Below are 26,531 nucleotides of genomic sequence, written 5' to 3'. Positions count from 1 at the left end.
TTCAACTGCATGCTCCAGTGTACGGCATGGGTCGGATGCGGGCGAACCCGCGCCCGCCCGGGCGGCGCCTCTACGATCGACGGATGACCCTCACTCAGGCTCAGCTGGATGCGCTGTGGGACTTCTCGAACCCCGAGGCGACGGAGGTGCGATTGCGCACGGCGGAGCTCGCCGCGGCGGATGCCGAGGAGCGGGCCGAACTGCAGACGCAGGTCGCCCGATCGCTCGGTCTGCACGAGCGGTTCGCCGAGGGGGACGCAGTACTGGACGCGATCGCTTCGGACGATCCGGCGGTTCGAGCGAGGGTCGCACTCGAGCGCGGCCGGCTCCGCAACTCCGCCGGCGACGCCGCAGCGGCCGTGCCGCTGTTCGTCGCTGCGGCCGAGGCAGCGGCATCCGCCGGCCTGCTGTTCCTTCAGGTGGACGCGCTGCACATGCTCGCGATCGCGGATGCCGACGGGTCGGCCGAGTGGACACGACAGGCGCTCAGCCTGCTCGAGCAGACCGACGACCCGCGCACGCTGCGCTGGAACGTCTCGCTCCACAACAACGCGGGCTGGACGCACTTCGACGCCGGCAGGTTCGCTGAGGCCGTCGCGGCGTTCGAGCGCTCGAGGGATGCCGCGGTGCGCTGGGGCACCGCCCAGCAGGTCCAGTGGGCCGACGAGGCGATCGCCGAGGCGCGCGCGGCGCGCGACGACGGTCGCTGAGCGCGCGCAGCCCCTCGCTCAACGACCGGAAACCCCCACTCGGTCGTTGAGCGAGCGCGATGGGTCACCCGACGCGGACGAGCTTCTTGTTCACGAACTCGTCGGCGGCGAGCAGACCCATCTCTCGACCGGTGCCGCTGCGCTTGACTCCGCCGAACGGCAGCTCGGGCGAGTCGGCGAGCACCAGGTTGACGTAGACCATCCCCGCCTCGATCTTGTCGGCGATGCGCTCGGCCTGCGCCTCGTCGGTCGTGAAGACGTACGAGCCGAGCCCGAACGGGCTGGAGTTGGCGACCTTCACGGCTTCGTCCTCGTCGGCGACCCGGTAGACCACACCCACGGGGCCGAAGAACTCCTCGCGATACGCATCCATCTGCGGGGTGACATCGGTCAGCACCGTCGCCGGGTAGAAGGCTCCGTCGCGAGAGCCGCCGGTGACGAGGGTCGCGCCCTGGGCGACCGCTCTGTCGACCTGCTCGGCGAGACGCTCCGCGGCGAGCTCCGACGACAGAGGACCGAGCACGGTGTCGTCGGCGAACGGGTCGCCGAGCTTCGCGCCGCTCATGACCGCCGTGAACTTCTCGAGGAACGGCTGGTAGAGGTCGTCCGCGACGATGAACCGCTTGGCGGCGTTGCAGGACTGGCCGGTGTTGTCCAGACGCGCGTCCGCGGCGGCCTGGACCGCGCCGTCGAGGTCATCCGTCGACAGGAGGATGAACGGGTCGGATCCGCCCAGCTCGAGCACGACCTTCTTGAGGTTGCGCCCTGCGACCTCGGCGACCGCCGCACCCGCGCGCTCCGAACCGGTCACCGAGACGCCCTGCACCCGGGGGTCGGCGATCACCTCGGCGGACTGCTCGTTCGTCAGGTACAGGTTCGTGTAGGCACCCGCGGGGAAGCCCGCATCCCGGTAGATCGTCTCGATCGCCGCAGAGGACTCCGGGCACTGCGGAGCGTGCTTCAGCAGGATCGTGTTGCCGATCAGGAGGTTGGGCGCTGCGAAACGGGCAACCTGGTAGTAGGGGAAGTTCCAGGGCATGATCCCCAGCAGCACGCCCAGCGACGACCGGCGGATCACCGCGGTGCCCTCGGCCAGGATGTCGATCGGCTGATCCTTCATGATCTGCTCGGCGTTGTCCGCGTAGAACTCGGTGATGTCGGCCGCGAAGTCGACTTCGCCCAGCGCCGCCGCCAGGGGCTTGCCCATCTCGCGCACGATGATCGCCGCGAGGTCCTCGCGCCGCTCGCGGTGCAGCTCGGCCGTGCGGCGGATGAGGGCCGCGCGATCGGCGACGCTGGAGGTGCGTCCCCAGCCCTTCGCCGCGGCATCCGCTGTCGCGAGCGCCTCCTCGAGCTCGGCGCTCGTGGTCAGGGGGTACTCGGCGAGGGTCTGGCCGGTTGCCGGGTTGACGACTTTGTAATCACTCATGTGGTCTCCGTTCGCTGGTAGGTGAAGTCTGCCGGTCAGCCGCGCGGGCGGCGAAGGCTGGCAGGGGCGTCGAGCGAGATGGTCTCGCCGCGGAAGAAGGCTGGGCGCTTGATCGCCTGCCAGATCATGATGACGATCCCGACGCCGATGACGACGACGCCGAGGATGAACACCAGGCCCAGTCCGCCGATGTTGGAACCGCTGCCGTAGTCCGGGTCCATGCTGTCGATGAGCGTCTTTCCGAACAGGAACAGCAGGATCACCCCGCCGATGAGCGGGAACAGGAACGTGAAGAACAGGCTGCGCGTCGAGTCGAACCACTGCTTGCGGAAGTACCAGACGCAGGCGAACGCCGTGATCCCGTAGTAGAAGCAGATCATCATGCCGAGCGTGGTGATCGTGTCCCACAACACGTCCTCGCTGATGAAGCGCATGACGGCGTAGAAGACCGATGCGACGATGGCCGACACGATCGTCGCGAAGCCCGGCGTGAAGAACCGCGGGCTGACCTCGGCGAACCGCGGCGGCAGCGCGCCGTAGTGGCCCATTGCGAGGAGGGTGCGCGCGGGCGAGACGAACGTCGACTGCAGCGAGGATGCCGAACTGGTGAGCACCGCGAGCGACACCAGGAACGCGAACGGTCCCAGGATCGGCCCCGAGAGGTAGAAGAACACGTTCGACTGGATGTCCTCGTTGCCGAGCCCGAGGCCCTCCACGCCGGTGCCCGCGAACGCGAGCAGCGACACCGAGATGAGCAGATACAGCGCGAAGATGATCAGCACGGTGAGGGTCGCGGCGCGGCCCGGCGTCTTCTCGGGGTTCTTCGTCTCCTCGTTCATCGTGAGGGTCACGTCCCACCCCCAGAAGATGAAGATCGACAGGGACAGGCCCGCCACCACGGCTGCGAAGTCGCCGACCGCGAACGGGTTGAACCACGAGAGCTCGACCGGGCTCGCGTCGAAGGCGGTCCCCTGCGCGACGTGCACGAACGCGGCGACGGAGAAGATCACGAGCACCAGCACCTGGAAGGTCACCAGCACGTACTGGAGCTTCTGGGTCGTCTGCATGTCGCGGTACGACACCAGCGTCGCGCCGAGCATGAACAGCAGGCACACGGCCACGTTGATGAACGGATTGAATGCCAGCTCGGCGATCGTGCCGGGGCTTCCGGCGATCTGATCGATCAGGAGGAAGAGGAATTCGACCGCTATGCCGGCGAGATTCGACAGCACGAGGATCGTCGCCGCGATCAGTCCCCAGCCGGCCAGCCAGCCGACCCACGGTCCGAAGGCACGGGTGGCCCAGGTGAACGAGGTCCCCGAGTCGGGCATCGCCCGGTTGAGCTCGCGATACCCGAACGCGACGAGCAGCATCGGGATGAAGCCGACGATGATGATCGCGGGCACCTGGAAGCCCACCTCGGACACGGTCGGCCCGAGAGCGGCCGTCAGCGTGTAGGCCGGGGCGATGCACGAGATGCCGATGACGACGGCGCCGATCAGGCCGACCGTGCCGGCGCTCAGGCCCTTCGTCGAGAGTCCGGTGGGCTCTCCCTTCTGCCCGGTGGGGGCAAGCGGCGCAGCGGCGCCAAGGTGATCGCTCATCGCGACTCTCCTTCCGTGGCACGCGTGCGCGGCACCACGATCATGGGAACAGGAAGCTCGTGCAGCATCTTCGCTGCCGTCGAGCCGAGGAAGAGCCTGCGAGGCTGCGCGAGGCGGCTCGAGGCGACGACGGCGATCTCGCCGGGTTCCCAGCTCAGATGCTGGACGGCGTCCTCGATGCTGTCGCCGCGGCCGACGATGACCTCCGCCTCGGTCTCGGCGGAGAGGGTCGCACGAGCCTGCGCCAGCACCTGATCCGCGTGGGCGGCGCCGGCGACCCGGATGATGCCCGTGTCGACGCTCGCGGGAAGATCCACGGTCACCAGCGACAGCAGCCGCAGCTCGGCGCCGGTGGCCTCGGCGAGCGAGGTGGCCTCGTCGAGCAGCGCATCCGCACCCGGACGGGTGCCGATCGCGGCGGTGACACGGGTGACGCCCGTCGAGGTATCGATCCGGCGCGACCCCTCCGGCGCGAGCGCCACGGGCACGTTCGACGAGTGCAGCAGCTCGGTCGCGACCGAGCCGAGGCGGTGCCGGCCGCGGAGTCCGCCGTTGGCGGCGCCGATCACGATGTGCGACGCGTCGAACTCTGCCGCCGCAGCGACCAGGCCCTCGGCGAAGGAATCGGCGAAGCGCACATTCGTGCGGTACTCGACTCCTTCCGGGATGCTCGCGGCTGCGGCTTCGAGCCACGAGCCCGCCTGCCCCTCCAGGTATCGGTCGTAGCCTGCGTCCGGCGGGGTGATCACACTGCGGTCGTCGGCCGGGAGCACGACGACGACTTCGAGCGAGGAACCGGATGCCGCGGCCAGGCGCGCACCGAGCGCGACGGCATCCTCCCCCGCCTCCGTCGCCGTGTAGCCGACGACGATCCGACCGCTCATGCGCGAGCCTCTTCGATGATGTTCGACGCGGCCAGGCGCCCCATGCGGATCGCGCCGTCGACGTGCTGATAGCCGGCGCCGGCGAGATCGCTGCACGCGAAGTGGATCGGACCGACGGGTTCGCGCAGGTCGGCGCCGTACCGGTGCAGACCGCCCATGTCGAAGCTCGCGGCGTAGGCGCCGCGCGTCCACTCCTCGCTGCCCCAGTCGCTTTCGAAGTAGACGATCGGGTTCTTCGCCTCAGGACCGTAGTAGTGCGAGAGCGATTCGAGGATGCGCTCCTTGCGCTCCTCGGCCGAGAGGCGGAACAGTTCATCGGCGGTCCGATCGGACACGAAACCCACCAGGGTGCCGCGCTCGTCGCCGTGGTTCGTGTTGTCGTACGCCTCGTGGGAGAGCTCGTACGGGCTGAAGGCGGTGCCGGACAGGCCATGCTCACGCCAGAACGGCCGGTCGTACACCGCGTGCACCTTGATCACGAAGCCCATCGAGATGTGCTGATGCATCTGGTGCTGCAGCCGCGGAAGCGCGGGGACGAAGGAGATGCGCGGATACAGGTTCGGCGCGAGGGCGAGGATCGCGAAGCGCGCGCGCACGGTCATCCCATCGGCGACCGCGGTGACTCCGGCGTCCCCCCACTCCAGGGTGCGCACGGCCTGCCCGAGGAACACGTCGTCGCCGAGCCGTTCCGCCAGCAGCAGCGGTACCTGCTGGAGTCCGCCGACGACCCGCTTGTCGAGGATGAAGTCAGCGTCGACGAGGTGCGAGTACGACCCGGCGGATGCCGCCATGAGCAGCGACTGCAGGAGCGAGAACGAGTGCGTCGGCTTCGTCAGCATCGCCGAACCGGTCGCGAACGCGAGGTTGCGGACGGCCTCGTCATCGTCGGTCTGCGAGCGCAGCCAGGCGTCCCACGTGATCGTGTCCCACTCGGCGGCCTTCTCATGGGCCCAGGGTCGATCGGGGTCGATCTCGGCGACCATCGCGTCGAGCCGCTCGGTGATCTCCGCGATCACGCGCTCGGTCTCGGGGGCGACCGGGAACATCTCGCCCGTGAAGCGGTGTGTGACGCCGTCGGGGCCGACATACACGCTGTCGCCTTCGCGGTAGCGGCTGAACGTCTCGAGCCCCAGCTCGGCGACCGTCTCGATCAGGGCGTCCTGGTCAGGCGAGACCCACTGGCCGCCGATCTCGAGCATCGCACCGTCGATCACGTCGGTCCACAGTCGCCCTCCCGCGCGATCGCGGGCCTCGAGCACGGCGACGGAGAGGCCGGCCTTCCTGAGCTCGTTGGCGGCGGTGAGCCCGGCGGCTCCCGCCCCCACGATCACGACGTCACGGTTCAGCTCGACCATGTCGGCTCCTTTGCTCGATGAATGGGGAGAAGCGGTCACCGCACCGGATCGGTCCCCCGCCGAATCCGGTGCGGACGTGTCATGCGGCCTTCAGCGCACCGGCCACGACGTCCAGGCCCTCGCGGAGAAGGTTGTCCGAGATCGAGAGCGGGGGCAGGAAGCGGATCACGTTGCCGTACGTGCCGCACGTCAGGACGATGACGCCCTGCGCGATGCACGCCTTCGCGATCGCAGCGGTGAGCGCGGCATCCGGCTCGCCGGTCGTGGGATCGACGAACTCGGCGGCGATCATCGCCCCGCGTCCGCGGACGTCGCCCAGGCGAGGGTCGGCGGCCTGGATCTCGGACAGACGCTCGGTGAGCAGTGCGCCGAGCTCACGGGCGCGCTCGATGAGCCCGTCGTTCTCGAAGGCGTCGATGGCAGCGAGAGCCGCAGCGCAGGCGATCGGATTGCCGCCGTAGGTGCCCCCCAGGCCACCGGCGTGCGAAGCGTCCATGATCTCGGCCCGACCTGTCACGGCCGCGAGCGGGAGCCCCCCGGCGATCCCCTTCGCCGTCGTGATCAGGTCGGGCTCGATCCCGAAGAGCTCGCTCGCGAACATCGCGCCGGTGCGGGCGAACCCGGTCTGGACCTCATCGGCGATGAACACGACGTTGTTCGCGCGACACCATTCCACCAGCGCCGGCAGGAATCCGTCGGCGGGGACGATGAAGCCGCCTTCGCCCTGGATCGGCTCGATGATGACGGCCGCGAGGTTGTCCACGCCGACCTGCTTCTCGATGACCGAGATCGCCTTCTTCGCGGCATCCGCCCCGCTCAGCCCGTCGCGGAACGGGTACGACATCGGTGCGCGGTACACCTCCGAGGCGAACGGGCCGAACCCGTGCTTGTACGGCATGTTCTTCGCGGTGAGCGCCATCGTCAGGTTCGTGCGGCCGTGGTAGCCGTGGTCGAACGCGACGACCGCCTGCTTCTTGGTGTACTTGCGGGCGATCTTGACGGCGTTCTCGACCGCCTCGGCGCCCGAGTTGAACAGCGCGGTCTTCTTCTCGAAGTCGCCGGGCGTGATGCGGTTGAGCGCTTCGGCGACCGCGACGTAGGACTCGTAGGGCGAGATCATGAAGCAGGTGTGGGTGAACTGGGCGACCTGCTCCTGCACGGCCGCCACGACCTTGGGGTGCGCGTTCCCGAGCGTGGTCACTGCGATGCCGGATCCGAGGTCGATCAGGGAGTTGCCGTCGGCATCCACCACGACTCCACCGCCCGCGGCGACGGCCTGGATCGGCACCGTGTGCCCGACGCCTGCGGCGACAGCCGCGGCCTTCCGCGCGAGGAGCTCCTCCGAGCGTGGCCCGGGGATGCTCGTGACCAGGCGGCGCTCCTGCGGCAGGGTGGGTCCGCCGAGGGGGACGGTGGGGCTGACGGTGTCGGGGACAGACGTGCTCATGGTCGCGAGCGTAGGCCGTCGGATGCCGCGACCGCACGCGCCGCGATGTACATTCTGGGGGTAGGAACAGTACACCCCGTATATCAATGGAGACCTGCATGGACACCGCAGCCGATGCACCGACCCTGCGCGCGCTGCTCGGACGCCGCGACCTGCACCTTCGCCTGGAAGGCGAGGCGGACGAGGTCGGTCCGGAGGCCCTGGACCGCCCGATCCGCTGGGTGCACAGCTCGGACCTCGCCGATCCGACTCCGTTCCTCTCGGAGGGCCTCGCGCTCCTGACGACCGGCACCCAGTTCCAGGAGGCGGTCGACGACCCCACCGCATACCGCGCCTATGTCCGCCGCCTCGCAGCGCGCGGCGTGGTCGGACTCGGATTCGGAACCGAGGTGGTGCGCGACGGCATCCCTCCGCTCCTGGCGGAAGCGTGCCGGGCGGAGCGGATGCCGCTATTCGAAGTCCCGTACCGCACCCCCTTCATCGCCGTCGCCCGCGCAGGTGCAGAGGCGATCGCGGCGCAGTCGTACGCCCGGCGCAGCTGGGCGCTCGCGGCCCAGCGCGCGATCTCACTGGCCGCCCTTCGGCCGGACGGCCTCGGCGCGACGCTCGCAGAGCTCGCCCGCCAGCTCGACACATGGGTCGGCATGTACGACGCTGCAGGCACGTTGACGCGCGAGCATCCGTCCCCCCTCGAGCCCTCCGCGGCGGAGGAGCTCGCGGCCGAAGTCGGAGTGGTGCTGCGTCGCGGCGCGCGCGCCGGCTCGTCGCTGCGGATCGGCGGGGTGCAGTTCACCCTGCAGACGCTCGGACGCGGCGGGCACCTCCGCGGCGTGATCGCGATGGCCGCGGGCGACCTCGATCAGGAGGGTCGCGGCGTGGTGACGGCCGTGGTCGCGATGGCCGGCCTGGCGCTGGAGCAGCAGCAGGGCCTGGATCGGGCCCGCACGCTGCTGCGCGCCGGGCTCGTGCATTCGCTCCTCGGCGACGACCCGGCGCTCGCCCGCCGGGTCGCCCGCGATCTGTGGGGTGGACTGCCGGCCGCGCCGATCCTCGTCGCGATGACGGATGCCGCCGCCGGGCGTCGCGACGCGGTCCGCGAATGGCTCGAACTGCGCGCCGACGAACGCCGCGGCGGCCTCTTCTTCGGCCGCGGCGAGGACGGGCTCGTGCTGGTGGTCGCCGCATCGGACGAGGCGCTGCTCGACGAATTCGCCGAGCGCTTCGATGAGCGGGTGGGAGTGTCGGATCCGACCGGCTACGACGCGTTCTCGACCGGTACCGATCAGGCACGGCTCGCGCGCGACCGGGGCGCCGGGCCGGTGAGGCGCTTCGCCGACGCCGCGCACGCCGGGGTGCTCTCGGTTCCGCCGTCCGCGGAGGCGCGCACCGTGGCCGTGGCGGCACTCGCCCCGCTCGCGCAGTACGACCGCGAGCACGGGACGGCGCTGCTCGAGACCGTGCGCGCCTGGCTCGAGAACGACTGCTCCCATGAGGCGACCGCTCGGGCACTCGGCGTGCACCGGCACACGGTGCGCGCGCGTGTCGCGGCGGCCGAGCGGGCGCTCGATGTCGACCTCGGATCGTTCGCGGCACGGGCCGAGCTCTGGGCCGCCCTGCGTCTGGCCTCCTGAACGGCCAAGCGCCGGCGTTCATCCGTCACCTCGGTACACGAAATCCTGCGTGCGCCGTACACAAGTGACGGATGAACCGCAGGTTCGGACGGATCGCGGGCCGCAGGCCGGTGCCGGCATCTGTGCTCGTGCGTAGCCTGGCTGGGTGAGCGTGCGAAACGGCGAGGTCTCGTTCTGGTGGGCGCAGCTGGGCGGCACCCCGACCCCGCGCCCCGCACTGCCCGGCTCGCTCGATGCCGACGTGTGCATCGTCGGGGCCGGGTACACCGGACTGTGGACCGCGTACTACCTGAAGCGGGAGCAGCCCGACCTGCGGATCGTCGTGCTCGAACAGCGCTTCGCCGGGTTCGGCGCATCGGGCCGCAACGGCGGGTGGCTCACGAACTCGGTCACCGGCGGGCGCGAGCAGTATGCGAAGTCGCACGGGCGGGATGCCGCCATCGCACAGCAGCGCGCCCTCAATGAGTCTGTGGACGAGGTCGTATCGGTTGCAGCGCGGGAGGGGATCGAGGCCGACATCGTCAAGGGCGGCGAGCTCAACATCGCCCGCACTCCCGCCCAGCTCGCGCGTCTGCACGCCGCGGCGGCGGACGAGCACGGGTGGCCGCACACCGATGTCGAGGAGTGGGATGCCGCTGTCACCGCGTCGCGGATCGCCGTGCGCGGCACACTGGGCGGATTGTGGCACCCGCATGCCGCGCGCATCCACGCGGCCAAGCTCGCTTCGGGGCTCGCCGCGGTGGTGGAGGCGCTCGGTGTCCCGATCTACGAGGACACGCACGTCACCGAGATCGCCCCCGGACGCGCGGTGACCGGGCGCGGAACGGTTCGAGCGACTCACGTGCTTCGCGCGACCGAGGGGTTCACGCCCGACCTGAAGGGTCAGCACCGCGCGGTGCTGCCGATGAACTCGTCGATGATCGCCACGGAGCCGCTGCCTGAAGCGGTGTGGGAGCAGATCGGCTGGAACGGGCGCGAGGTGCTCGGCGACTTCGCGCACGTGTACATGTACGCCCAGCGGACCGCGGATGACCGGATCGCGTTCGGCGGTCGCGGCGTGCCCTACCGCTACGGGTCGCGGGTCGACACCGACGGGCGCACCCAGGAGCGCACGATGGCCGCGCTCACCGCTCTGCTGCGCTCCTTCTTCCCGGCCGCGTCGGAGGTTCCGATCGCGCACGCGTGGGCGGGCGTGCTGGGTGTGCCGCGGGACTGGGCGGCGACGGTGGGGCTGGATGCCGCGACCGGTCTGGGCTGGGCAGGCGGCTATGTCGGCACCGGGGTGACGGCGACCAACCTGGCCGGACGCACACTGGCGGATCTCGTCCTCGGTCGCGACTCTGACATTGCACGGCTCCCGTGGGTCGGCCATCGCGCCAAGCGATGGGAGATCGAGCCGCTCCGATGGCTCGCGGTGCAGGGGATCTACGCGGCCTACCACGCGGCCGACCGGGCAGAGGCATCCGGCCGCTCGGCGCGCACGTCGGCATTCGCACATGTTGCGGACCTGATCTCCGGGCGCTGAGCCGGCCGTTTCGTAGCGTATCGGCCGCGACGCGTCAATACCTTTCACGTGTCAGGTTTTTGTGTCTACCGTGGGACACATCACCGCGCGACGACCGTGCGGTCCCAGGCAGAGTCGCCGCGCTGGCGCGGCGCCCACACGGAGGCACCAGACCGATGAAGACCCTGACTTCCCGACACACGAAGCGCTGGATCGCCGCGACCGCGGCGGTTGCGCTCGGAACGATCGCCCTCGCCGGCTGCGGCCGCAGCGACAGCGCCGGCGGCACAGGACCAGCCGCAGGTGGGGCCATCGACGACTCCCCCGCGACCGGCACCGTGGAGATCTGGGCGATGGGCAACGAGGGCGAGGTGCTCGAAGAGCTCGCCGCCGCGTTCGAGGAGGAGAACCCCGACGCGAAGATCGACGTCACCGCCGTGCCGTGGGACGGCGCCCATGACCGCATCGCGACAGCGATCGCCGGCGGAGAGGTGCCCGACGTCACGATGCTCGGCACGACGTGGGTCGGTGAATTCGCCGCAACCGGCGCGTTCGAGCCCACCCCGGACGGCCTGGTCGACGATTCGAGCTTCTTCGAGGGCTCGTGGGGCACGGCCGTCGTCGACGACGTGGCGTATGGAGTCCCCTGGTACGTGGACACCCGCGTGCTCTACTACCGCACCGACATGGCTGAGGCCGCCGGTGTCGAGCCCCCCGCGACCTGGGACGAGTACAAGGCTTTCGCGCAGGCGATGAAGGACCAGGGCGCCACCTCAGGCGTCTCCCTTCCGCCCGGCGGCTTCGACTCCTGGCAGTACGTGCTGCCGCTGGTCTGGCAGCAGGGCGGCGACGTCATGACCGAGGACGGCACCGCGTTCGCGTTCGACACCCCCGAATGGCAGGAGGCCTTCGCGTTCTACGCGAGCTTCTTCGAGGAAGGGCTCTCCGAGCCGGTGCGCCTCGAAGGCGGTGAAATCGAGCAGAAGTTCATCTCGGGCGAGGTCGGATCGTTCTACTCCGGTCCGTTCCACGTGAGCCTGCTGCGCGACCAGGGCGGCGCGGAGTTCGAGGATAAGTTCGCCGTGGCGATGGTCCCCGGCGAAGCGTCGCGCACCAGCTTCACGGGTGGTGGCAACCTCGCGGTCTTCAACGACACCGACAACCGGGATGCCGCCTGGAAGTTCGTGCGCTGGCTGAGCCAGCCCGAGACGCAGATCGAGTGGTACGACATCTCCACCGACCTGCCGAGCGTCCAGGCCGCGTTCGAGGATCCGATCTTCGCCGACGACCCGTACCTGAGCGTGTTCGCCGAGCAGCTGGACGACTCGAAGGCTCCGCCGGCGATCCCCACCTGGGCTCAGGTGTCGGCCGTGATCGACCAGCAGCTCGAGGCCGTGACCAGGGGCGAGACCACCGTCGAAGACGCTCTGGCCAGCCTCCAGTCCCAGGCCGAGTCCATCGGCACGGGGCAGTAGCAGTCCGCCATGGTCGCCCTGACCGACGCCCCGCCCGAGCGGAAGTCGCGCCCTCCTCGCCAGGAGGTGCGCGGCTCCCGCCGCCGGAACCGCATGACCCTCATCGCCTGGGGGTTCGCCACGCCGTTCGTGGTGCTGTTCCTCGTGTTCCTCGCGGGGCCGATCGTCGCGAGCTTCGCGATGAGCTTCACCGACTTCACGACGCGAGACCTGCAGACGCCGTTCAACGTCAACCTCGTGGGGCTCGAGAACTACGTCAGCCTGTTCCAGGACCCGCGGTTCCTGCGCAGCCTGCTCAACACGTTCATCTTCGTGTTCGTCGGCGTGCCGCTCACAATGGGCATCGCGCTGCTCGTCGCCCTCGCGCTGAACACCGGCATCGACAGGTTCCGCACCGTGTTCCGGGTCGGGTTCTACGCACCGGTCGTGACCAGCATCGTCGCGATCGCGATCGTCTGGCGCTTCATCCTCCAGCCCGACGGGCTGCTGAACGGATTCCTCGCCCTCTTCGGCATCCAGGGCCCGGCCTGGCTGCAGGATCCCGCGTGGGCGCTCCCGTCGCTCATCTTCATGGCGGTGTGGCGCAACCTCGGCACCCTGATGGTGATCTTCCTCGCCGGCCTGCAGAGCGTGCCGAAGGAGCACCACGAGGCTGCGATGGTCGACGGCGCGAACGTGTTCCAGCGCTTCACGAACATCACGATCCCCGCACTGCGTCCGACGCTCCTGTTCGCCGCGGTGATCACCGGCATCGGCTACCTGCAGTTCTTCGAGGAGCCGTACGTGATGACCCAGGGCGGCCCGCTCGATGCGACGCTGTCGTCCGCGATGTACACCTACGACCAGTTCGGATTCGGCAACTACGCCTTCGCCTCGGCATCCAGCTACGTGCTCTTCCTGGCGATCGTGCTGCTCTCGCTCGTGCAGTTCCGTCTGCTCGGAAGGAAGGACTGACATGGCCCTCGCAACCGAGATGACCGCCTCCATCGAAGAGGACGAGACGCCGAGCGCGCGCAGATCCCGCGCCAGGGGGCCGCGCCCCCGCTGGTGGCTGTATGTCGTGCTGACGGTGGGTGTGATCGCGATGATCATCCCGTTCATCTGGATGATCCTCGGATCCTTCAAGACGACGACCGAGATCCGCCAATACCCGACCGAGTTCCTCCCCCGCGACCCGACGCTGGAGAACTACGTCCAGCTGTTCGGCCGGCTCGATTTCGCGCAGTTCTTCTTCAACAGCTTCGTGGTCGCCGTCTTCGTCACGCTCGGCAACATCGTCTTCTCGTCGATGGTCGGGTACGCCCTGGCGAAGCTGGAGTTCCGCGGCAAGAAGCTGCTGTTCGCGCTCGTGCTGGGCACCCTGATGGTGCCGGGTGTCGTCACCTTCGTGCCGCTCTTCGTACTGACCGCCAACCTCGGCCTGGTCAATTCATATCCGGGGCTGATTCTGCCCTTCCTGATCACCCCGCTCGGCGTGTTCCTGATGCGACAGTTCATGCTGAGCCTGCCCGACGACATCATCGAGGCGGCGCGCATCGACGGCGCGAGCGAATGGCGCATCTTCCTGCGCGTCATCATGCCGCTGTGCGGGCCGGCGGTGGCGACCCTCACGATCCTCACCTTCCTCGGCAGCTGGAACAACTTCCTGTGGCCCCTTGTGGTCGCCACGACCGAGGACATGTACACCCTGCCTGTCGCGCTCGCCCTCTACTCGGTTGGGCAGAACGCCGCGCAGTACGGCCTGATGATGGCCGGTGCCGTCGTGGTCGTCCTGCCGGTGCTGATCGTCTTCGTGGTCCTACAGCGCTACTTCGTGCAGGGCATCGCGCTCACCGGCATCAAATGATCGGCCCCCGAAAGGACCATTGCGCATGACCTTCCCGAGCGGATTCCTCTGGGGCGCCTCCACGGCCGCCCACCAGATCGAGGGCGGCAACGTCAACTCCGACTGGTGGCAGCGCGAGTGGGGCCATCTCCCGGGGGCGTCCGTCGAGTCGCCGTCGGGCGACGCGGCCGACAGCTATCACCGCTACCCCGAAGACATGGCGCTGCTGGCGGCTGCCGGCCTGGACACCTATCGGTTCAGCATCGAGTGGGCGCGCATCGAGCCGGAGGACGGGTGGATCTCCCGAGCCGCGATCGATCACTATCGGCGGATGGTCGCCACCGCGCTGGAGCTCGGCCTGCAGCCGATGATCACGCTGCACCACTTCACGAACCCGGTGTGGTTCGCGCGCGACGGCGGATGGCACTCGGATGCCGCAGCCGAGCGCTTCGCCCGCTATGCGGAAGCCGCCCTGCCGGCGCTGGAGGACGTCGACCTGGTATGCACGATCAACGAGCCCAACATGGTCTCGGTGCTCGCCGACCCCGAGGTGGGATTCCCGTCGATCGGGCTCCCCCCGGGCGTGCCCGCGGTCACGGAGACACTCGTGGATGCGCACCGGCGGGCGGTGCAGATCGTGCGCGGCGCGGGCAAGCGCGCCGGATGGTCGGTCGCGACGCAGGCGTATCAGCCGGTCCCGGGCGCCGAAGCGGTCGCAGCCGCGTACGGCGCATCCCGCGAGGACGTGTTCCTGGATGCCGCCACCGGCGATGACTGGGTCGGCGTCCAGGCCTATACCCGTACGCGCATCGGGCCCGACGGCCCGCTGCCGATCGACGACGCAGCCGAGCGCACGCTCACCGGATGGGAGTACTACCCGTCAGCGGTCGGCGAAGGCATCCGCAACGCGTGGGCGCGGGCCGGGGTTCCCGTCTATGTGACCGAGAACGGCATCGCGACCGCGGACGACGATCGCCGCATCGACTACACGCGCGGGGCGCTCGAGGCGGTCGCGTCGTGCATCGATGACGGAATCGACGTGCGCGGATACCTGCACTGGAGCGCCCTCGACAACTACGAGTGGGGCAGCTATCGGCCGACGTTCGGCCTGGTCGCCTGGGACCGTGACACGTTCGAGCGGCATCCCAAGCCGAGTCTGGCGTGGCTGGGCGAGGTCGCCCGCGCCAACACCCTCGTCCCCGCCTGAGCGGGGACGCGCTCGCGCCGTCGGCCGCTGCGCCGGTCAGTCGGTCTGGTCGGCCTGGTCGGATTGGTCGGGCTGGTCGGGCTGGTCGGGCAGGGGCAGCAGGTACCCCCGCACGAACTCGGCGAACAGCGCGTTCATGTCGACGCTCTCATCGAGGAGCCACTGCTGCTGGATGCCGTCCATCACCGCACTGATGAGTCGAGGGGCCAGCTGCGGGTCGATGTCGGTGCGCACCTCGCCGTCGGCCTGCGCGGCGACCAGGATCGGCGTCGCCGCCGCGGCGGTGTCGCGGTAGCGCCGCGCGAAGTGCTCGTGTGCGGGATGCTCGGAGTCGGTCGACTCGGCCGAGACCGTGGCGTAGAGCGAGGTCAGCCCCCGGTCCTCCTGGTTGTACGCGACGACCTTCGTGGCCTGCTCGATCAGGGTGTGCTCGTGCGGATCACCGGCTGCCTCCCGGATCGCCTCATCGCGCTGGCGGAGCACCTCCGTGAACAGGTCCTCCTTGTTCGCGAAATGGTGCATCAGACCCGTCGGGGTCAGACCGACCCGCTTGGCGATCTCGCGAAGCGACCCGCTGTGGAAGCCGCTCCGGGCGAAGACGACGAGGGCCGCATCGACGATCTGCTGGCGGCGCGCCTGGCCCTTGGCGTAGCTGCCGCGCGGTGCGCGGGCACGCGCGGTCGGGGCATCCGCATCGGATGCCCCGACCCGCTCTGAACCATCGCTCACTCGTGCGCTTTCCACTCGGAGCCGAAGACCTGCGCGGCCATCGCCGGGCGCAGCCGCTTCTCCATCTCCTTGTCGACGAAGTACTGCTTCAGGCTATCGCCGGTCAGTTCGTTGCCGATCGCAGCCATGATCATCGACTGGTCCAGCGACAGGTAGCGCTCTGCGACCGTGCCGCTGCCCACCGCTACCGAGTCGTAGAACCCGCCCGGACCGTATCCAGCCAGATCTTCCTCGATCCCGGCGAGGTTGGCGAGCACCCCGTCGCGGTCGTACGGCAGCGCCAGGAAGCTCGCGTGCGGAGTCACGACGCCGTCACCGAACTGCGGGTCGGGGTTCGCGCCGACCGTGCAGCCGGGGCGATCGATGTCGACATCCGTCTTCTCGGCATCCGACATGTAGCCGTCCGAGCGCATGCCCGCCAGGTCCACGCCGTACTCCGCGTAGCCGCCGAACGGGTTGCTCGCCGGCGAGAAGCCCCAGTAGCCGTATCCGGCGTCATCGAGACCATGCTGCTTCTGCACCTCGACGGTGATGGGATGGTTCAGCCGCCACGAGCGAGCGCCCCACTTCGTCTCCGGGACGAGCAGATCGGGCATCAGCGACTCGAACATGCTCCCGCCCCAGCTGGGCACGAAGCTCATGCCGCGGTAGGTGTACACACCCTCCCAGACGTCGAACCCCTGGTACGTGCGCACCGTGCCGGTGGGCAGCTGCTCCTGCCACGCCCAGTCGCAGCCGGGCGGCATCGTCCGGTGCGTTCCGTAGAGCGCGGTCGGGGGGATGCTGCCGTTCGCGATGCCGAGATACGTCGCGATGCGGCTCTCGCTCACCGTGGTGTCGTAGTGATGGCACGTGTAGAACGCCTCGGCGCCCGACCCGTTGTACATCGGCGCGGCGACGCTGCAGCCGGCCGGCGCGACCTCCCAGAATCCACCGCGATTCGTGCCTGCTGGAAGCCCGGGCGCACCCTCGGGATTGAAGAACGCCGCGAAGTCCATCGACCGGTAGAGCTCGTCCGCCTGGTCGGCCAGGCTCGGCTCCGCCTCGCGGACGATGCGAAGGGCCGCGGCGAGCCAGCCGTTGTCGACCGTGCTCAGGAACGGCTCGACGAGATCGCCGGAGTCCGGCCACGTCGTCAGCTTCGCGCCGGTGGCGGGGTCGTACCAGTTGTAGAACATGCCGCTCGCTGTGTTGCGCTCGAGTGTCCCGAGCGTCGCCAGCGTCGTCGCGATGCGGTCGCGCGCATCGTCTGCGGAGATGATGCCGAGGTCACGCGCGGTGACGGTCGACCAGAGGTAGCCGCCGATGTTGGTGGGCGATGTGTAGGCGGACGCGCCGGTCAGATCGCCCTCGATGTTGTCCGACGGGAGGCCGGTGTCCTCGTCGGTCATCGCGTCGAGCGAAGTCCACGTGTCGCGGGCGTATCGTTCGAGCGTGTCGTCCTTGGGGCCGCCGGCAATGGCCGCGCCGCCGGTGGCGACGGAACCGCCCAGGGCGATTCCGGCGGCGACGATGGTCGCCAAGATGCGCTTCATATGCTGCTCTCCTCGTCGAAAGCGGCTCCGATGGGAACCGTCGTTCCCTAAAACCTTGCATCTGTCAAGTATTGACACAACCCCTTGACAGGCTGTCCTCGCACCGGCATCCGCCCTCGGCGTCCGACCCGCCTGCGGGCGTGCACAACCGCGGGGATCGTCCGTGGCACGCTGGCCCCAGTCGGCCAGTCTCGGCGTGTCACCCGATTCCCCCGCAGACGTGCACAACCCCTTCCCGCAGCGAAGCTTCCTCCACAGATCCTCAACGCCATACCGAAACCCCAGATCTGCCCGGACGTCATTGGGAGTCAGCGCGATGAGTCCACAGTGCGAGAGTGTGCGAGACCTGGGATGCCGTGACCACGTACGGTCGCTTGCGCGCCTCCGGCACGAGCCGGCGGCGGATCTCCGCCCAGGTCGCCTCCGGTGCACTCGTGCCGCTGCGCCGTGGGGTCTATGCCCGTGCCGCGGCGTGCGACACGGTCCGGATGGCGGCGAAGCACGGCGGCGCGCTCTGCTGCACCAGCGCCGCGCGCCACGCCGGGCTGTGGGTTCTGGCTCCCGAGGGCGACGTCCACGTATGGATGGGAGGCCACGGTCATGCCTACGAGCACGACGGATGCTGCTGCATTGAGCACTGGGACGATGCGCAGCGGGCCGACAGCTTCGGACAGCCGTCGATCCCGCGCATGCTGAGGCAGATCCTCCACTGCCATGGCGTTGAGGACTTCTTCGTTGTACTCGAGTCCGCCTTGCGGCAGCGAAGGATCACTGACGCCGGACTGGCTTGGCTTCGGGCGGCGACCAATCCGACCTCCCGCGAGGCGATCGCCTACGCACGCTCCGACGCGGACAGCGGTCTCGAATCCCTCCTGCGCTGGCGTCTTCGCCACCATGGCCTGCGGATCCGCTCGCAGGTGAACGTCGTCGCGGTCGGCGTGGTTGATCTGCTCATCGGCGACCGGCTCATCATCGAGGCGGACGGCGCGTCGAATCACGATGACCTGCCTTCCCGGCACAAGGACAGGATGCGCGACGCCAACGCCGCGATCTGGGGCTATGTCACGCTCCGATTCGACTACGCGATGATCCTGCACGACTGGGAGACGGTCGAGATGGCGATCCTGACCCATGTCGGCCGAGGACTCCACCTGGCGGGTCGAGCCGGCCGATGACGGTTTCGGGCGTACACAACTGCGGAGCGGCGGTCGGGCACGCCGGGATGCCGCATCCGCCGCCCCGCGCGTCGCTCGATCGATCCGCCGTTGTGCACACGGTGGCGTCAGCGCGGAGGCCTCAGCCCTTTCGCGTGCGCGGGCGCCGCGGCGACGTCAGCGCGGCGCGTGCGCTTCGAGGAACTCGTACACGTCGGTGGTGTCGACCCCCGGGAACGCGCCGGTCGGCAGCGTCGCGAGCAGCGTGCGCGGCGTGCGGACGTTGGGCCACGACTGGTCGCGCCAGGTCGCCTCCAGATCGGCGGGTGCGCGGCGGCAGCAGACCTCGACGGAGTGCTTCGACACGCCGCGGTTCGGGGTGTCCCGGCCGATGAACCACTTGGTGTCGTCGAACCGCACCCCCACGCTCACCGAGTGGGCGCCCTCGCTCGAGAACTCCACACGGGCGGTGCACCAGTAGGTTCCGTTGCCGGTGTCGGTGTACTGGTAGTACGGATTGAAGTGGTCGTCCTCGTCGAACACGACTCGCGATGTCCATCGCCGGCAGCACATCTGACCCTCGATCGCCCCGAGGCGGTCGGTCGGGAAGTTCACGTCGTCGTTCTCGTAGGCCTTCGTGATCGTGCCCGACTCGTGCACCTTCAAGAAGTGCACGGGGATGCCGAGGTGCACGGTCGCGAGGTTCGTGAAACGGTGGGCAGCCGTCTCGTACGAGACCGAGTACGCGTCGCGCAGGTCCTCGATCGAGATCGCGCGGCGTCCCTTCGCCTCCTGGAGGAACGGCACCGCATGCTCTTCGGGGATGAGCAGGGCGCCGGTCAGATAGTTGGTCTCGACCCGCTGACGCAGGAACTCGGCATAGCTGGTGGGCTCGCGGTGGCCGAGGATCCGGCTCGACAGGGCCTGCAGCACGGCGGTGCGCGGATCACCCTTCGATGCCAGCCGGCTCGACAGGTAGAGCCGGCCGTTCTTGATGTCGGCGACGCTGCGGGTGGTCTGCGGCAGGTCGGGCACGTAGTGCAGCGTGAAGCCCAGGTGGGCGGCGATGTCGGATGCCGTCCGCTGGGTCAGCGGACCACCGGGGTGATCGACCGACGCGAGCAGGGCACGGGCCTGCTCCTCGAGCTCGGGGAAGTGATTGTTCTGCGTGCGCATCAGGCGCCGCAGCGCGACGTTGGCACGACGGGCCTCTTCCGGTGTCGCGGCGCGCTCGTCACGGAGGCGATCGATCTCGCCCTGCAGCGCGAGCATCGCGGCCAGTGCCTCGTTCGGAACGGCCTTGCCGATGCGGAACGGGGGGATGCCGAGCGCTTGGAACGTCTGCCCGCGCATCGCGCGTTCGAGCGCGATCTCCATGGTCGAGCGCTCATCGAGCGGCTCGGATTCGAGCAGGGCGTCCAGTGTGGTCCCGAGCGCACGCGCGATCGCGCGCAGCAGGGTGAGCTTCGGTTCGCGCCGCCCGTTCTCGATCATCGACAGCTGGCTCGGCGCCCGGTCCACCGCGGACGCGAGCTCGTCGAGCGTCATCGCGCGCTGCGTTCGAAGCTGCCGGATGCGACGGCCGATCGTGAGGGAGTCCACCTCTTCATCGTCGAGCAGATCATCCGTCTGTTCACGGTCCGTCGCCGTCGTCATAGGTCGATTCTGTCACGAAAGCAGAATATTCGGGAATCTTCACACGCTGATCGGTCAAGTACGACTCCGAAGTTCACACAGAGTGGAGCCACACCAACCCAGCCGATCCAGAACGCGGATCGAGGGATGCCGCAATTCGACCCACCCGCCGAGTCGTGAGCATCGCCCGGACTCTCACGAACACGCTCACAGGAAAGACAGGGACATGATGACACCTGCAACCGCCGCTCCGATGCAGACGCGCACCGGGCCGACTCCCACCCAGACCTCTGCACCATCGATCGAAGTCATCGGCCGCATGGGTCCGCGCTACAACGAGATCCTCACGCCTGAGGCGGTCACGTTCCTCACGGAACTGCACCAGCGGTTCGGAGCCCGCCGGTACGACCGGCTCGCCGATCGCATGCGCCGCCGCTTCGAGATCGGCAACGGGCACGACCCGCGGTTCCGCGACGACACCGCCCACATCCGGGAGGACGCCGAATGGCGGGTCGCCGGGGCGGGTCCGGGGCTCGAAGACCGTCGTGTCGAGATCACCGGACCGACCGACCCGAAGATGACGATCAACGCCCTCAACTCCGGCGCGCGGGTATGGCTGGCCGACCAGGAGGACGCCACGAGCCCGACGTGGAAGAACGTGATCGAGGGTCAGCTGTCGCTTCGCGACGCCATCCGCGGACAGCTCTCGTTCACGAGCCCGGACGGCAAGACATACGAGGTCACGGCCGAGCGCACCCCCACCATCGTGATGCGCCCTCGCGGCTGGCACCTGGGCGAGGCCCACCTCCAGTTCACCGACCGTGCCGGTCGCACGATGGCGGCATCCGGTTCGCTCGTCGATTACGGCCTGTACTTCTTCCACAACGCCGCACAGTTGATCGCCAACGGGCGCGGACCGTACTTCTACATCGCCAAGCTCGAATCCAGCGAAGAGGCGAAGCTGTGGGACGACATCTTCACCTTCAGCGAGCGGTACATCGGCATCCCGCACGGCACGATCCGTGCGACGGTGCTCATCGAGACATTGCCGGCTGCGTTCGAGATGGAGGAGATCCTCTTCGAGCTGCGCGACCACATCGCGGGCCTGAACGCCGGACGCTGGGACTACATCTTCTCGATCATCAAGAACTACCGCGGCCGCGGGGCGCGCTTTGTGCTCCCCGACCGCAGCGAGGTCACGATGACAGTGCCCTTCATGCGCGCCTACACCGAACTGCTCGTCAAGACGTGCCACAAGCGCGGGGCATTCGCGATCGGGGGCATGAGCGCGTTCATCCCGAACCGTCGCGACCCCGAAGTGACGCAGCGCGCGTTCGAGAAGGTCGCGGCCGACAAGAAGCGCGAAGCCGGCGACGGATTCGACGGCACGTGGGTGGCGCACCCCGACCTCATTCCGACCGCGCGGGCGGAGTTCGACGCGGTGCTGGGCGATCGGCCGAACCAAGTCGACCGTCAGCGCGACGACGTCGAGGTGAAGGCATCCGATCTTCTCGACGTGCACATCGGCCGCCCGGTGACCGCCGACGGCGTGCACGCGAATGTGTCGGTCGCGATCCGCTACATCGAAGCCTGGCTGCGAGGACTCGGTGCTGTCGCGATCGACAACCTGATGGAGGATGCCGCGACCGCGGAGATCTCGCGCTCGCAGGTGTGGCAGTGGATCCATCAGGACCGCTCAACCGCCGAGGGCGACCCGATCACCCGCGAGTACATCGAGGGTCTGATCGCCGAGGTGCTGGGCGAGGTCGACCGCCGGGATGGTGACCGCTACGAGGACGCCGCGGAGATCTTCCGCGAGGTGGCCCTGGGTCAGGAATTCCCGGCGTTCCTGACACTGCCGGCCTACGCGAAGTTCCTCATCGAGACCGACTGACCCCTCTGACCCACAAAGGAATCGACATGACCCACTACCAGGACGACATCGAAGCCATCCGCGCACTCAAGACGCAGAACGGCTCCAGCTGGGATGCGATCGACCCCGAGTCCGTCGCCCGCATGCGGTCGCAGAACCGCTTCCGGACGGGACTCGAGATCGCCCAGTACACCGCCGACATCATGCGCCGCGACATGGCCGAGTACGACGCCGACTCGTCCGTGTACACCCAGTCACTCGGGGTCTGGCACGGCTTCATCGGGCAGCAGAAGCTCATCTCGATCAAGAAGCACCTGAAGACCACGAACAAGCGCTACCTCTACCTGTCGGGTTGGATGGTCGCCGCGCTCCGCTCGGAGTTCGGCCCCCTTCCCGACCAGTCCATGCATGAGAAGACGGCGGTGCCCGCCCTGATCGAGGAGCTGTACACCTTCCTCCGTCAGGCCGACGCTCGCGAGCTCGACCTGCTGTTCACGAAACTGGACGGCGCCCGGGCGGCCGGCGACGAGACGGCCGTGGAATTCATCCAGTCGCAGATCGACAACTACGAGACCCACGTCGTGCCGATCATCGCCGACATCGACGCGGGCTTCGGCAACCCCGAGGCCACCTACCTGCTCGCCAAGAAGATGATCGAGGCGGGGGCATGCGCGATTCAGATCGAGAACCAGGTGTCCGACGAGAAGCAGTGCGGCCACCAGGACGGCAAGGTCACGGTTCCACACGAGGACTTCATCGCGAAGCTCAACGCCGTGCGCTACGCGTTCCTCGAACTCGGCATCGACAACGGCGTCATCGTCGCCCGCACCGACTCGCTCGGTGCCGGCCTCACACAGAAGCTCGCGGTCACGAGCGAGCCCGGTGACCTCGGAGATCAGTACAACGCATTCCTCGATGTCGAAGAGATCTCGGAAGCGGATCTGGGCAACGGCGACGTCGTCATCAAGCGGGACGGCAGACTGCAGCGCCCGAAGCGCCTGGCAAGCAACCTGTACCAGTTCCGCGCCGGCACGGGCGAGGCCCGTTGCGTGCTCGACTGCATCACTGCGTTGCGCAACGGTGCCGACCTGCTGTGGATCGAGACCGAGAAGCCGCACGTCGAGCAGATCGCCGGCATGGTCGACGAGATCCGCAAGGAGATCCCGAACGCGAAGCTCGTCTACAACAACAGCCCGTCGTTCAACTGGACGCTCAGCTTCCGCCAGCAGGCGTACGACCTGCTCGTGGAGCAGGGTGCGGACGTCTCGGCCTATGACCGCGGCGACCTCATGAACGTCGACTACGACGGCACCGAACTGGCGCGGGTGGCCGACGAGAAGATCCGCTCATTCCAGCGAGAGGGCTCGGCTCGCGCCGGGATCTTCCATCACCTCATCACCCTGCCGACCTATCACACGGCCGCACTCTCCACCGACGATCTGGCCAAGGGCTACTTCGGCGATGAGGGGATGCTCGCCTACGTGAAGGGCGTCCAGCGTCGCGAGATCCGCGAGGGCATCGCCACTGTCAAGCACCAGAACATGGCCGGCAGCGACATCGGTGACAACCACAAGGAGTACTTCGCCGGCGACGCCGCGCTCAAGGCCGGCGGCCAGCACAACACGATGAACCAGTTCAGCTGAGTTGCAGCGGCAGAAGGGGATTCCGGCCTGACCGGTGTCCCCTTCTGCCGACCTTTTGCGGCTTCTCGGCGGTTTTCTCGAAATCTCAGCGCGTTTGTCGATGCGGTCCCGTGGTGTTCGACGCCCTTCACGTAACGTCGCTCCACAGAAAGGACACGCGATGAAGTACTTGATGCTCGTAGTGGTAGACCCGGATCTCGACAGCAAGGAGGAGGGGCCGCTCTCGATCGAGGAGTGGGTCGACGAGACCTACGGAACCGGCAAGGCCACCGACGGCGATCGGCTGCGCCTGCCGGCCGACGCGAAGACGATCCGTCGGCGCAACGGCAAGGTGACGGTGACCGACGGACCGTACGCAGAGACGCACGAATGGATCGCCGGCTTCGACATCCTGGAGTGCGAGAGCCTCGACCAGGCGATCGAGGTCGCGTCGCGGCATCCGATGGCCACCTCCGGGCTGATCGAACTCCGGCCGGTGTGGCCGCTCGACCTGAACTGACCGGCGATGCCGGAGCGCGCGGTCAGGGTCGCGCTCCGGCATCCGCTGCCCGCGGGCGCGCGTCGATCAGCGCATCGACGCCGAGACGACGTCGACGGATCCGTCGGCCACGCGCTCGGCGAGTCGCCGGTTGCGGATGCTGCCCGCGAAGGCCCAGATGAGCAGCCAGACTCCGGCGCCTGCGGTCAGGAGCGCCGCCGCGCGAAGTGACACATCCTGGTCGAGCATAGCGACGAGGCACCCGAGCGAGGCGAGTCCGCCGAGGATCGCCCCCGCGGCGCCGATGATCGTGACGACGCAGCCCCTCGCGATCCACCAGACGATGCCGCCCGCGACAACGACCGCGATCGAGAGCACCACCGCGCTCCACAGCCACCCGTCCATCCCCTCACGGTAGCGGCCGGAAGAGGCGACGACACCCCTCTTGCGCTCACGCGTGCGACTACGCTCGAAGCCGTGACTGAACGCGCCCCACTCTCCCGAAAGCTCTCCGCGATCGCCGAATCGGCGACACTCAAGGTCGACGCCAAGGCGAAGGCCCTGCAGGCCGCGGGCCGACCCGTCGTCAGCTATGCGGCCGGCGAACCCGACTTCGCGACGCCGCAGTTCATCGTGGATGCCGCGGCCGAAGCGCTGCACGACCCCGCGAACTACCGCTACACGCCCGCCGTCGGCCTCCCGGTGCTGCGGGAGGCGATCGCAGCCAAGACGCTGCGCGACTCGGGGCTCGAAGTCGACGCATCCCAGATCGTCGTCACCAACGGCGGCAAGCAGGCGGTGTACCAGGCGTTCCAGGCCGTCGTGAACCCCGGCGACGAGGTTCTGCTGCCGGCGCCCTACTGGACGACCTACCCCGAGGCGATCGCCCTCGCGGACGGAGTCCCCGTCGAAGTGTTCGCGGGCGCCGACCAGGAGTACAAGGTGACGGTGGAGCAGCTCGAGGCGGCGCGCACCCCGCGCACGACCGTGCTGGTCTTCGTGTCGCCCTCGAACCCGACCGGCTCGGTCTACACGCCCGACGAGACGAAGGCGATCGGCGAATGGGCCGTCGAGCACGGCATCTGGATCATCACGGACGAGATCTACCAGAACCTCGTGTACGAAGGCACGCGCGCAGTCTCGATCGTCGAGGCGGTGCCGGCCGCGGCATCCCAGACCATCCTCGTGAACGGCGTCGCGAAGACCTACGCGATGACCGGATGGCGCGTGGGCTGGATGGTCGGCCCGAAGGATGCCATCAAGCTCGCCGCGAATCTTCAATCGCACCTGTCGAGCAACGTGAACAACATCGCGCAGCGCGCGGCGCTGGCCGCGCTGACCGGCCCGCAGACCGAGGCTGAGGAGTTCCGGCTCGCGTTCGACCGGCGCCGCAAGCTCATCGTCGGCGAACTCGCGAAGATCGAGGGCGTCACGGTCCCGAACCCGCTCGGCGCGTTCTACGTGTACCCCGACGTGCACGGCCTGCTTGGTCGCGAGTGGCGCGGGAAGACCCCGACGACCTCCTTGGAGCTGGCCGATCTGATCCTCGAAGAGGTCGAGGTCGCGGTGGTGCCGGGCGAGGCGTTCGGGCCGAGCGGCTACCTGCGACTCTCGTACGCGCTCGGCGACGAGGCGCTGCTGGAGGGCGTGCGACGGCTGCAGGAGCTGTTCGCCTCCTAGCCCTTTCGCGAGACTGCATCCCGACGCCGAGACAGCGGGGCCACCCCTCCGTCTCGGCGTCCCCGTGCAGTCTCGCGGACGATCCCCCCGGCGTGGTCAGTCGGCCTTGACGACGACGAACTGGGCGTCGAGCTCGACGTCGACGTCCTCGCCGTTGCCCAGATCGATCTCGACCTCGTACACGTGGTCCGTGTCGTCGCTGAGCTCGACGCTCGTCACCGTTCCGGAGCCGACGTGCGCCAGCGCCGCCTCGGACGCCTTCGCGGCCGCGCCCGCATCCGGGACGGCGTCGTCGCCGCGGCTGTCATCGGCGGTGTCGTCGCCGCCTCGGTCGTCGTTCTCGGTCGAGACGACGTTCAGCGATGAGTCGAGCTTCACCTCGACGACTCCGCCCGAGTCGAGACGGATGTCGATCTCGTAGGCATACGCGGCATTGTCGTCCGTGTCGGCCTCGATGACCGTGCCGGGGCCGACTGCAGCCAGAGCGGCGGCCTGAGCCGCTTCGAGATCGGCAGACGACGCCGGTGCGGACGGCGATGCCGTCGCGTCGCCGCTCGAGCCGTCCTCGAGCAGCGTCGCCGACGGGGAAGGGCTGGTCGAGGGGGAAGTCGCCGCGAACGCGACGGCCGTGCCGGCGGCGACCAGGCCGACGGCGACGATGGTGCTGGTGATCCAGATGGCGGGTGTGCGCATGGTTCCTCCTGAGTAGGACTCCACGATCCCGCGCCGCGCC

Annotated in this window: 22 protein-coding genes; 12 read left to right on the top strand and 10 right to left on the bottom strand. The window is 68.7% G+C overall.

Annotated features, from left to right (window positions below; translation table 11 throughout):
* The first annotated feature begins 83 nt into the window (after positions 1-83).
* Positions 84-710, top strand: a complete 627-nt coding sequence (locus BM349_RS15880; RefSeq protein ID WP_091708167.1) for a hypothetical protein — start codon at positions 84-86, stop codon at positions 708-710.
* Positions 711-774: 64 nt separating this feature from the next.
* Here BM349_RS15880 and BM349_RS15875 read toward each other — a convergent pair whose 3' ends face one another.
* The 5 genes from BM349_RS15875 to gabT all read right to left on the bottom strand — a co-directional run bounded on the left by BM349_RS15875 (position 775) and on the right by gabT (position 7,429).
* On the bottom strand, positions 775-2,139 hold the full coding sequence (locus BM349_RS15875; protein WP_091708165.1) for an NAD-dependent succinate-semialdehyde dehydrogenase: 1,365 nt from the start codon (positions 2,137-2,139) through the stop codon (positions 775-777).
* Positions 2,140-2,174: 35 nt separating this feature from the next.
* On the bottom strand, positions 2,175-3,743 hold the full coding sequence (locus BM349_RS15870) for an APC family permease (protein ID WP_091708163.1): 1,569 nt from the start codon (positions 3,741-3,743) through the stop codon (positions 2,175-2,177).
* A complete protein-coding gene (locus BM349_RS15865; RefSeq protein WP_091708161.1) occupies positions 3,740-4,627 on the bottom strand; it encodes a universal stress protein in 888 nt (295 codons plus the stop codon). The genes BM349_RS15870 and BM349_RS15865 overlap by 4 nt, the downstream gene beginning before the upstream one ends.
* Positions 4,624-5,982 (bottom strand): flavin monoamine oxidase family protein, encoded by a 1,359-nt coding sequence (locus BM349_RS15860; RefSeq protein WP_091708158.1) that lies wholly within the window; start codon positions 5,980-5,982, stop codon positions 4,624-4,626. The genes BM349_RS15865 and BM349_RS15860 overlap by 4 nt, the downstream gene beginning before the upstream one ends.
* Before the next feature lie 79 nt (positions 5,983-6,061).
* Positions 6,062-7,429, bottom strand: a complete 1,368-nt coding sequence (gabT, locus tag BM349_RS15855) for a 4-aminobutyrate--2-oxoglutarate transaminase (protein WP_091708155.1) — start codon at positions 7,427-7,429, stop codon at positions 6,062-6,064.
* Between the two features lie 98 nt (positions 7,430-7,527).
* Here gabT and BM349_RS15850 point away from each other — a divergent pair, with 98 nt between their 5' ends.
* From BM349_RS15850 to BM349_RS15825, 6 genes are all read left to right on the top strand, one after another.
* The gene (locus BM349_RS15850; RefSeq protein WP_091708154.1) at positions 7,528-9,060 is read left to right on the top strand and encodes a PucR family transcriptional regulator; all 1,533 of its coding nucleotides are present in this window, start codon (positions 7,528-7,530) and stop codon (positions 9,058-9,060) included.
* Between the two features lie 151 nt (positions 9,061-9,211).
* Entirely contained in the window at positions 9,212-10,585 is a 1,374-nt protein-coding gene (locus BM349_RS15845) for an NAD(P)/FAD-dependent oxidoreductase (protein ID WP_091708152.1), read from the top strand.
* A gap of 155 nt (positions 10,586-10,740) precedes the next feature.
* Positions 10,741-12,039: a sugar ABC transporter substrate-binding protein gene (locus BM349_RS15840; RefSeq protein WP_091708149.1), complete on the top strand. Its 1,299-nt coding sequence runs from the start codon at positions 10,741-10,743 to the stop codon at positions 12,037-12,039.
* 9 nt (positions 12,040-12,048) lie between these two features.
* Positions 12,049-12,993: a carbohydrate ABC transporter permease gene (locus tag BM349_RS15835; RefSeq protein ID WP_091708146.1), complete on the top strand. Its 945-nt coding sequence runs from the start codon at positions 12,049-12,051 to the stop codon at positions 12,991-12,993.
* Between the two features lie 19 nt (positions 12,994-13,012).
* Positions 13,013-13,885 (top strand): carbohydrate ABC transporter permease, encoded by an 873-nt coding sequence (locus tag BM349_RS15830; protein WP_091709435.1) that lies wholly within the window; start codon positions 13,013-13,015, stop codon positions 13,883-13,885.
* Positions 13,886-13,910: 25 nt separating this feature from the next.
* A complete protein-coding gene (locus BM349_RS15825; protein ID WP_091708144.1) occupies positions 13,911-15,071 on the top strand; it encodes a glycoside hydrolase family 1 protein in 1,161 nt (386 codons plus the stop codon).
* Between the two features lie 36 nt (positions 15,072-15,107).
* On the opposite strand, the gene BM349_RS15820 is transcribed toward BM349_RS15825, so the two are convergent.
* Together BM349_RS15820 and BM349_RS15815 are read right to left on the bottom strand one after the other, a co-directional pair.
* Positions 15,108-15,800: a TetR/AcrR family transcriptional regulator gene (locus BM349_RS15820; RefSeq protein WP_091708142.1), complete on the bottom strand. Its 693-nt coding sequence runs from the start codon at positions 15,798-15,800 to the stop codon at positions 15,108-15,110.
* Complete coding sequence (locus BM349_RS15815; protein ID WP_091708140.1) at positions 15,797-17,335, bottom strand: glucoamylase family protein; 1,539 nt, start codon at positions 17,333-17,335, stop codon at positions 15,797-15,799. The genes BM349_RS15820 and BM349_RS15815 overlap by 4 nt, the downstream gene beginning before the upstream one ends.
* A 335-nt stretch (positions 17,336-17,670) precedes the next feature.
* Here BM349_RS15815 and BM349_RS15810 point away from each other — a divergent pair, with 335 nt between their 5' ends.
* Positions 17,671-18,510: an endonuclease domain-containing protein gene (locus BM349_RS15810; RefSeq protein WP_254773940.1), complete on the top strand. Its 840-nt coding sequence runs from the start codon at positions 17,671-17,673 to the stop codon at positions 18,508-18,510.
* A 156-nt stretch (positions 18,511-18,666) separates the two neighbouring features.
* On the opposite strand, the gene BM349_RS15805 is transcribed toward BM349_RS15810, so the two are convergent.
* Positions 18,667-20,145 carry a helix-turn-helix transcriptional regulator gene (locus BM349_RS15805; protein WP_091708138.1) on the bottom strand — a complete coding sequence of 493 codons (1,479 nt, stop codon included), beginning with the start codon at positions 20,143-20,145 and terminating at the stop codon, positions 18,667-18,669.
* A 232-nt stretch (positions 20,146-20,377) separates the two neighbouring features.
* Between BM349_RS15805 and aceB the strand changes: the two genes are divergently transcribed.
* The 3 genes from aceB to BM349_RS15790 all read left to right on the top strand — a co-directional run bounded on the left by aceB (position 20,378) and on the right by BM349_RS15790 (position 24,139).
* Positions 20,378-22,018, top strand: coding sequence for a malate synthase A (gene aceB / locus BM349_RS15800; RefSeq protein WP_091708136.1), 1,641 nt, complete (start codon positions 20,378-20,380; stop codon positions 22,016-22,018).
* 26 nt (positions 22,019-22,044) lie between these two features.
* Complete coding sequence (locus BM349_RS15795; RefSeq protein WP_091708133.1) at positions 22,045-23,640, top strand: isocitrate lyase; 1,596 nt, start codon at positions 22,045-22,047, stop codon at positions 23,638-23,640.
* 160 nt (positions 23,641-23,800) lie between these two features.
* Complete coding sequence (locus tag BM349_RS15790) at positions 23,801-24,139, top strand: YciI family protein (RefSeq protein WP_091708131.1); 339 nt, start codon at positions 23,801-23,803, stop codon at positions 24,137-24,139.
* Positions 24,140-24,205: 66 nt separating this feature from the next.
* Here the strand turns inward: BM349_RS15790 and BM349_RS15785 are convergent, their stop codons facing one another.
* Positions 24,206-24,523, bottom strand: a complete 318-nt coding sequence (locus BM349_RS15785) for a hypothetical protein (RefSeq protein ID WP_091708129.1) — start codon at positions 24,521-24,523, stop codon at positions 24,206-24,208.
* A 72-nt stretch (positions 24,524-24,595) separates the two neighbouring features.
* Here BM349_RS15785 and BM349_RS15780 point away from each other — a divergent pair, with 72 nt between their 5' ends.
* Positions 24,596-25,798, top strand: coding sequence for a pyridoxal phosphate-dependent aminotransferase (locus tag BM349_RS15780; protein WP_091708127.1), 1,203 nt, complete (start codon positions 24,596-24,598; stop codon positions 25,796-25,798).
* Between the two features lie 96 nt (positions 25,799-25,894).
* Here BM349_RS15780 and BM349_RS15775 read toward each other — a convergent pair whose 3' ends face one another.
* Complete coding sequence (locus BM349_RS15775) at positions 25,895-26,491, bottom strand: PepSY domain-containing protein (protein ID WP_091708125.1); 597 nt, start codon at positions 26,489-26,491, stop codon at positions 25,895-25,897.
* Positions 26,492-26,531 lie beyond the last annotated feature (40 nt).

It is taken from the genome of Microbacterium sp. cf046, from assembly GCF_900114345.1.
Taxonomy (GTDB): domain Bacteria; phylum Actinomycetota; class Actinomycetes; order Actinomycetales; family Microbacteriaceae; genus Microbacterium.
The sequence above is the reverse complement of the archived record's forward strand: the minus strand, read 5'-3'. Positions and strand labels throughout refer to the sequence as shown.

What these genes read in the sequence shown, in the direction of transcription:
- BM349_RS15880 (WP_091708167.1), top strand. Translation starts at nt 84, where the DNA reads ATGACCCTCACTCAGGCTCAGCTGGATGCGCTGTGGGACTTCTCGAAC.
- gabT (WP_091708155.1), bottom strand. Translation starts at nt 7,429, where the DNA reads ATGAGCACGTCTGTCCCCGACACCGTCAGCCCCACCGTCCCCCTCGGC.
- BM349_RS15840 (WP_091708149.1), top strand. Translation starts at nt 10,741, where the DNA reads ATGAAGACCCTGACTTCCCGACACACGAAGCGCTGGATCGCCGCGACC.
- BM349_RS15860 (WP_091708158.1), bottom strand. Translation starts at nt 5,982, where the DNA reads ATGGTCGAGCTGAACCGTGACGTCGTGATCGTGGGGGCGGGAGCCGCC.
- BM349_RS15865 (WP_091708161.1), bottom strand. Translation starts at nt 4,627, where the DNA reads ATGAGCGGTCGGATCGTCGTCGGCTACACGGCGACGGAGGCGGGGGAG.
- BM349_RS15805 (WP_091708138.1), bottom strand. Translation starts at nt 20,145, where the DNA reads ATGACGACGGCGACGGACCGTGAACAGACGGATGATCTGCTCGACGAT.
- BM349_RS15835 (WP_091708146.1), top strand. Translation starts at nt 12,049, where the DNA reads ATGGTCGCCCTGACCGACGCCCCGCCCGAGCGGAAGTCGCGCCCTCCT.
- BM349_RS15850 (WP_091708154.1), top strand. Translation starts at nt 7,528, where the DNA reads ATGGACACCGCAGCCGATGCACCGACCCTGCGCGCGCTGCTCGGACGC.
- BM349_RS15825 (WP_091708144.1), top strand. Translation starts at nt 13,911, where the DNA reads ATGACCTTCCCGAGCGGATTCCTCTGGGGCGCCTCCACGGCCGCCCAC.
- BM349_RS15875 (WP_091708165.1), bottom strand. Translation starts at nt 2,139, where the DNA reads ATGAGTGATTACAAAGTCGTCAACCCGGCAACCGGCCAGACCCTCGCC.
- BM349_RS15830 (WP_091709435.1), top strand. Translation starts at nt 13,013, where the DNA reads ATGACCGCCTCCATCGAAGAGGACGAGACGCCGAGCGCGCGCAGATCC.
- BM349_RS15795 (WP_091708133.1), top strand. Translation starts at nt 22,045, where the DNA reads ATGACCCACTACCAGGACGACATCGAAGCCATCCGCGCACTCAAGACG.
- BM349_RS15790 (WP_091708131.1), top strand. Translation starts at nt 23,801, where the DNA reads ATGAAGTACTTGATGCTCGTAGTGGTAGACCCGGATCTCGACAGCAAG.
- BM349_RS15775 (WP_091708125.1), bottom strand. Translation starts at nt 26,491, where the DNA reads ATGCGCACACCCGCCATCTGGATCACCAGCACCATCGTCGCCGTCGGC.
- aceB (WP_091708136.1), top strand. Translation starts at nt 20,378, where the DNA reads ATGCAGACGCGCACCGGGCCGACTCCCACCCAGACCTCTGCACCATCG.
- BM349_RS15815 (WP_091708140.1), bottom strand. Translation starts at nt 17,335, where the DNA reads ATGAAGCGCATCTTGGCGACCATCGTCGCCGCCGGAATCGCCCTGGGC.
- BM349_RS15870 (WP_091708163.1), bottom strand. Translation starts at nt 3,743, where the DNA reads ATGAGCGATCACCTTGGCGCCGCTGCGCCGCTTGCCCCCACCGGGCAG.
- BM349_RS15785 (WP_091708129.1), bottom strand. Translation starts at nt 24,523, where the DNA reads ATGGACGGGTGGCTGTGGAGCGCGGTGGTGCTCTCGATCGCGGTCGTT.